Annotated in this window: 8 protein-coding genes; 4 read left to right on the forward strand and 4 right to left on the reverse strand. The window is 62.2% G+C overall.

Features of this window, described 5'->3' with window-relative positions; all coding sequences use genetic code 11:
* Positions 1–19: 19 nt before the first annotated feature.
* The 3 genes from B4394_RS08075 to B4394_RS08085 form a co-directional block, all read right to left on the reverse strand.
* Positions 20–1,036, reverse strand: coding sequence for an alcohol dehydrogenase catalytic domain-containing protein (locus B4394_RS08075; protein ID WP_078314761.1), 1,017 nt, complete (start codon positions 1,034–1,036; stop codon positions 20–22).
* Positions 1,037–1,250: 214 nt separating this feature from the next.
* The gene (locus tag B4394_RS08080; RefSeq protein ID WP_099051637.1) at positions 1,251–1,553 is read right to left on the reverse strand and encodes a hypothetical protein; all 303 of its coding nucleotides are present in this window, start codon (positions 1,551–1,553) and stop codon (positions 1,251–1,253) included.
* 49 nt (positions 1,554–1,602) lie between these two features.
* Positions 1,603–1,884 carry a hypothetical protein gene (locus tag B4394_RS08085; protein WP_078314687.1) on the reverse strand — a complete coding sequence of 94 codons (282 nt, stop codon included), beginning with the start codon at positions 1,882–1,884 and terminating at the stop codon, positions 1,603–1,605.
* Positions 1,885–2,137: 253 nt separating this feature from the next.
* Between B4394_RS08085 and B4394_RS08090 the strand changes: the two genes are divergently transcribed.
* From B4394_RS08090 to B4394_RS08105, 4 genes are all read left to right on the forward strand, one after another.
* A complete protein-coding gene (locus B4394_RS08090; protein WP_078314688.1) occupies positions 2,138–2,782 on the forward strand; it encodes a TetR/AcrR family transcriptional regulator in 645 nt (214 codons plus the stop codon).
* A complete protein-coding gene (locus B4394_RS08095; RefSeq protein ID WP_078314689.1) occupies positions 2,782–4,014 on the forward strand; it encodes a glycosyltransferase in 1,233 nt (410 codons plus the stop codon). Before B4394_RS08090 ends, B4394_RS08095 begins: the two co-directional genes overlap by 1 nt.
* Before the next feature lie 224 nt (positions 4,015–4,238).
* A complete protein-coding gene (locus B4394_RS08100) occupies positions 4,239–4,856 on the forward strand; it encodes a TetR/AcrR family transcriptional regulator (RefSeq protein WP_078312238.1) in 618 nt (205 codons plus the stop codon).
* A 44-nt stretch (positions 4,857–4,900) separates the two neighbouring features.
* Positions 4,901–5,344, forward strand: a complete 444-nt coding sequence (locus B4394_RS08105) for a hypothetical protein (protein WP_078314690.1) — start codon at positions 4,901–4,903, stop codon at positions 5,342–5,344.
* 3 nt (positions 5,345–5,347) lie between these two features.
* Here B4394_RS08105 and B4394_RS08110 read toward each other — a convergent pair whose 3' ends face one another.
* A complete protein-coding gene (locus B4394_RS08110) occupies positions 5,348–6,022 on the reverse strand; it encodes a methyltransferase family protein (RefSeq protein WP_078314691.1) in 675 nt (224 codons plus the stop codon).
* Positions 6,023–6,036: the final 14 nt, after the last annotated feature.

Raw genomic sequence — 6,036 nt, forward strand, 5'->3', positions numbered from 1 at the left:
AGGAGACCCACCGCCACGGTCAGGCCTTCATATCGAGGACCACGCGGAACCTCGCCGCGCCGGAGAGCATGCGTTCGTACGCCCGTGGGACCTCCGATAGGGGCATGATCTCGTTCATCGAGCGAATACCATGGTGCTGAGCGAGATTCAGATTGTCTTCGTTCTCTATCGAGCTACCTGTCAGTGATCCGACAATCGAACGGGTTCCGAAGATGAGTTCGGAGATCCTTGCCTCAATGGGCTCTGAGTCCGCCCCGACGACTATCAGCTTGCCGTTGGGCGCCAACCCCGCGATCAATGGCGACATCGAGGATCCGCTGGACGCCGTCGCGATAATTGCGGTGGCTCCGCCCAACGCGCGCAATGCCCGCGCCGGATTGCCCGCGGTGCTGTCGATGTACTCTTCGGCACCGAGCTGCGTTGCAAGATCGGCCTTTCCAGTCCCGCGGGCGATCGCAACAACCCGATAGCCCAGCGCCTTGGCGTATTGGATACCGAGGTGACCGAGCCCACCGATGCCCTGGATAGCAATCAAAGAGCCCGGCCGGACGTTCGCGGTCAACAATGCGCGGTATACGGTAAGGCCCGCACACAACAGCGGGGCCGCGTCGCGCGGATCAACAGCATCCGGGACTCGGACGAGGCCGCTAGCCCGGGCATACGCCACCTCGCTGTAGCCGCCGTCAACGGTGGTCCCTGTTTGATTCTGATTGGTGCAGTTCACAAAGTCTCCGCGGCGACATTGCTCGCATTCACCGCAGTGGCCGTTGAGGTACCCGATACCAACCCGCTCACCGAGTTTCCAGGCATGCACTCCCGCACCGACTGCATCGATCACGCCCACAATTTCATGTCCGGGCACTATGGGTTTCGACGGATCAGCCCGCAAGCCCTCGGCGGCGAAGGCGTCGGTGTGACACACCCCGCACGCCTCGACCCGAACTCGTACCTCACCTGGATGGGGTTCCGTAAGTTCCCGCTCCACCAGCCGAAAGTCCCGCTGGCCGACTACTTCGAATGCACGGTATGTGGACACGCTGCCCACAGTGGCATATATCTCCGGAGGGCTATACCTGGATGCGAGAGAAAACAGTAGACGTGGCGGGGTGGCGGATTTCTACACACCACACCTCGCGGGACGCGAGCCAGATCAACCCGCGGTCTTCAATTCATCGGAGTAGTGGCGACACGGAGTGAGGATCGTTGGCAGACCACTCATTGCCCGGTGCCGCCACCACCCCATGGGGTAGCTAGCAGGCCAGCGTGACGTACGCGACCTTTTGTCCTGCAGTGGGAACCGTCGTTGGCTGGTTGCGCATGTTGCGCCCCGGCTGCACATTTTGAACGCCTGACTGCTGCGACACTCCCTGAACTGTGCACTGCGACGGATGGTCCGACCCCACCTTGGTGATGATCACCCGGTACCCGTTGGACTTGAGGTCATTGATGACGGAGTCCGGGTCCGCAGCGGGCCCGGCCAAGGCAGCGCCGGCTGTGGCCAGGGACAGTCCCGCGGCAGCCAGTAACGCCGCCGCGGTCGCGATCTTCTTCATGATTGTTGCTCCTTCTGCGTCGTCGAAGATGAAGCTGAGTTACATCTAGTTACGAAGCGTTGTTCTTGTTGGTGCCGTACGGGACGTGCGGGTTGGTGCCCAGCGGGACCAGCGGGTTGGCACCCTCATAGGTCGGCTGGTGCGCACCCTGCTCGTAGATGACATCGCCCGGAGCCACGCAGGGACGCAGCTCAGTGGCGTTGACACTGGTCTCGCTGGCGTAGCAGACCGGAGGAGGCGTAGGCCCCGCCAGGGCGACAGGGGCGCCCATGACAGCGACGGCTACAGCTATGCCGGCGCCTCCAACGATTGCAGCGAGTGACTTCTTCATGTGGTGTTTCCTTTCCGCTCGGTCATCTTGCTAATGGCCTAGGAAGCAAACATCACTTGCCAAAGACATCAACGTTGATGCATTCACCCTGTTCAACGGCTTCAAGGTTCACCTGGTTCCCAACTTATGAGATCCCCGGCTGATTCTCAGCTAAATCTCAGAGTACCCCATGGGGGTTAGGGTCTGCGGAAGATGGTATATAGCCGTTAACGCATCGTTAACCTGCGAAAATGAGTGCATCGCCCTAGATCAATTGATCTATAGTTCGATCATGCGATCTAAATCTGACGATGAACGCACCTTCACCGAGGTCGCTCGCCGCGATCAGATCGTCGCCTGCGCCATCGCGGTCATCGCGGAGGTCGGTTACCCGCAGACCTCAATCCGAAAGATCGCCGAGCGTGCTGATATCGCGATGAGCGTGGTGCTCTACCATTTCGGCTCCAAGGACGGACTCATCGAAGCGGTGATCGCCTCGATGTACCGGTCGGGCATTATGGCTGTGGTCCCCGAGGTTGATCGTGCGCGGACTCAGACCGACAAGCTTGCGACCTATATCCGTTCCAGCATCAGCTATTTCAATACACACCGGATTCAGTTGGCAGCGCTGGCTCAGCTCGGCACGAGTTACAAGCCACGCGACCGAAGGCGCCTTGGGGACCTGGGCCTCACCCCCGAGCTGACCGAACAATTGAAGCAGCTCGACCCGTCGGCCATTCTCCGCGCGGGCCAGAAGACCGGCGAATTCTCCTCATTTCCTGTTGATTCCACCGCAATCGCACTGCGAGGAGCCGTCAACGTCGTGGTCGAGAAGATCTTGCAGGACCCCGAGTTCGATGCCCCGGGCTACGCGGAGGATCTCGTGAAGATGTTCCGCCGAGTAGTGCGGAGGGTGTAGTGGCCCGTGTCGTCATCGCCGCTATCGGCAGCCAGGGTGATGTCGCGCCGTTGACCGGCGTCGGCACTCGCTTACGTCAAGCCGGGCACCATGTGACGCTCGCCGCGTATGAGCGCTTCAGTTCCTTGATATCCAACTGTGGCTTAGATTTTCGTGGTATCGCGGGACCGGCCACGCCATCGGAGAATGCCGATGTCAACATCACGAAGGAACTAACCGAGTTCCTCGCGCCGCGAGGTATGCGATCGCTCGGCACCGCACTGCTGAATGCCATTCACGACGTGCCCGCGGACATCCTGCTGCTATCGCCGTTCTCCGAACTGGCGGGGCATCCACTCGCCGAAGCGAAAGGCATTCCCTCCATAGGGGTCCGGCTGCAGCCCTGGTCTGCCACCGCCGAGTTTCCCCCGGCCACCCTCGGAGCCTGGTCCGCGGGGACGGCGGGCAATCGTCTGGCGTCCCACGCCGGGGCCTGGCTTGTCGATCGCCTCTACGGCGGGGTGGTGTCCGGGTTCCGGCGAGACCTCGGGCTGCCGAAGGCATCGACCGGGCAGCTGCGGCGGCGCAGGTCAGAATCGGAATGGACTGTTCTGCACGGTTTCTCACCGAACATTGTGCCGCGACCATCGGACTGGCGATCGGGGCTGAAGGTCGCCGGATACTGGTGGCCGGAGGCCGATCCGCAGTGGCAGCCTTCCCCCGTGTTGGTCGACTTTCTCGCGGCGGGTGATCCTCCGGTGTTCATCGGCTTCGGGAGCACGATGACCTCGGCCGCTCACGCAGTGCGCCTATCGGAGCTCGTGCGGGAGGTGCTCCGCCGGGTGGGTATGCGCGGGATCGTGCAAACCGGTTGGGCAGGAATCAATGCCGATGACGATGGCCTCCTGACGGTGGGCGAGCTGCCGCACAGCTGGCTCTTTCCCCGGACGTCCGCGGTTGTGCACCATTGCGGCGCTGGGACAACCGCTGCCGGACTGCGTGCCGGAGTACCGACGGTCGCCGTACCCGGCCTGGGCGATCAACCCTTCTGGGCTCAACGGCTCCGGGATCTCGGACTGAGTGCCGGCACCATCCCACAACGAGCCCTGACTATCGAGCGGCTTGCAGACGCCATCCGCGCCGCCAGCATCGACCAAGAGCTCACGCGCCGAAGCCGTCGCGTCGCAGACCTCATCGCTGCCGAGGACGGCGCCGCCGACGTCGTCATGACCGTTGACCAATTGCTGAGCTGAGGGCGCTGGCCCAAGGCCTTGCCAGGGGGTGACCGAGGAAGTCCGCGACACCCCTCGCGAGTCAGTCCACGTCAATGTCGCGGGGTGAACTCGGTCGCGGTTCCCTGGTCCCATCTGACAGAATTACGGAAACAGTGTTGCCGTAATTGCCCGCCGGTGTCAAGTCCGACATACTGGCCGGTGTGACGGACGAGCGACGAACGCGCGGCCGCCCACCCATACCCATGGATTCGATCGTCGATGCGGCGCTGCGGATCGTGGACGAGGAGGGCGGCGAGGCACTGTCCATGCGCGCGCTGGCACGCCGGCTCGATTCCGGGACCGCGACCATCTATCGGCATTTCGAGAACCGCACTGAGCTGGTCGCATATGTCGTCGATCGAGTGTTCGGCGAGGTCGAGTTCGACGACGAGAAACTCGCGGAACTCCCCTGGCAGCGCGCGTGCACCGTCACCTCACGTGCTTTGTTCGATGCCATGCGACGCCATCCGAACGTCGCCGCGCTGCTCACCGATCAGCTGCCTGTCGGGCCGAAGGTTTTCATGCTGCGCGAGCGCACGCTCGCACTGTTTGTGAATGCAGGATTCTCACCGGTGGATGCGGCCCGCATATATACGACTGTGGGCCGATACGTCCTGGGCTTCGCGACTCAGCTGGGCGTGGAACATCGGAGCCGCAGCACCGACCCTGCGCTCCTGATGCGGCTCGTACAGGGCCTCGACCTGGCCAACTTCCCGATGACACTCGCGATCGGGAATTCCCTCGCGGTTTCGATCGAGGAGGATTTCGAGTTCGGCCTCGGACTCCTGGTCACTGGCCTTGAGCACCTGCACGACAAGTAGCGGTCGCAGCGTTGGTGACAGCACCACAGCAGTAGGGTCGAGTGATGACCAGCGCCGGATATGTGCTCAGCACTGACACCGCGGTAACGCTTCTCGCGGCCGGACTCATCTTCCTACTCGCCCTTGGACTGGGCGTATGGAAGTACCGCCAGATGGCCACGAGCCCAACCCATCTCGCTCACCCGTATGTCGATACCGCGCATCGGGCCGCGCTGCTTTATGCGTTCGCCACCCTGCTCACCGCGGCATTCGTCGAGTTGAGTGCGTGGCCCGGCTGGGTAAACCTCACTGCCGCCATGGTGCTGGTGTTCTTCTTCCTGGCGGCGATAGTGAGCTACATGGTGCACGGGGCCTTACGCGACACCACCAATCAATTCGAAGATCCCAACCCCGGCATGCACGTGGCAATGGTTCTACTCGTCGTCGGCGAGATGGGTGGGTTCGCGGTATTGCTTGCAGGATTCGCACGTGCCCAATGGTTTTCGTAATAGTCACCACACATACGGCAGGAGGCGATAGCGCGCTTTCAGAGCGTACTCGCGGTAGCCGTCCAACTGATCGATGAGCAACCTCTCTTCGTCACGGATGCGCACGATGAGTGCGACCAGGCCGGGGATCACCGAGACCAACCCCCAGTACGAGCCGAGCGCCAGCGGAAAACCCACGATGGTGATCACATTGCCGGTGTACATGGGGTGGCGCACCAGCCCGTAGAGACCGGTGGACACGACAGTCTGTCCCGTCTCCACCTGCACCGTGGAGGCGGCAAAACTGTTCTGAATGACCACAAGGCTCGTGACACCCAACCCAACGGCCACCAGAACATCACCCATGACGCATACCGCCGGTGGCACCGACGACCAGCCAAAGCGATGATCCAGCGCGCTGATCACCACCATCGCCGCCAGCGATATGTACCAGCCGCCGATAAGGAGCTTCTGCACCGTTCGGGCTTCTGCCGCTGGCCCCGCGTGCTTACGCCGTTCGTGCGCAGCTGGATTGACCCGCTGCAGATACACGGTGGGTATCCATGTCGACAGGGCGAATACCACCAGAAAGACCCACACCTGCCAGTAGTCGGGGGTTCCTGCGAGCACGAACAGCACCGAGCCGAACACGGCAAGTTCGACAATCCCTAGCCCCAACACTCGCACAATGGCTTTCACTGATCCTCCTTCAC

The sequence above is a fragment of the Mycobacterium sp. D16Q16 genome (genome assembly GCF_002013745.1).
GTDB lineage: Bacteria > Actinomycetota > Actinomycetes > Mycobacteriales > Mycobacteriaceae > Mycobacterium.

Coding starts and splice junctions, on each gene's coding strand:
- B4394_RS08080 (WP_099051637.1), bottom strand. CDS start 1,553: ATGAAGAAGATCGCGACCGCGGCGGCGTTACTGGCTGCCGCGGGACTG.
- B4394_RS08085 (WP_078314687.1), bottom strand. CDS start 1,884: ATGAAGAAGTCACTCGCTGCAATCGTTGGAGGCGCCGGCATAGCTGTA.
- B4394_RS08100 (WP_078312238.1), top strand. CDS start 4,239: ATGGATTCGATCGTCGATGCGGCGCTGCGGATCGTGGACGAGGAGGGC.
- B4394_RS08105 (WP_078314690.1), top strand. CDS start 4,901: ATGACCAGCGCCGGATATGTGCTCAGCACTGACACCGCGGTAACGCTT.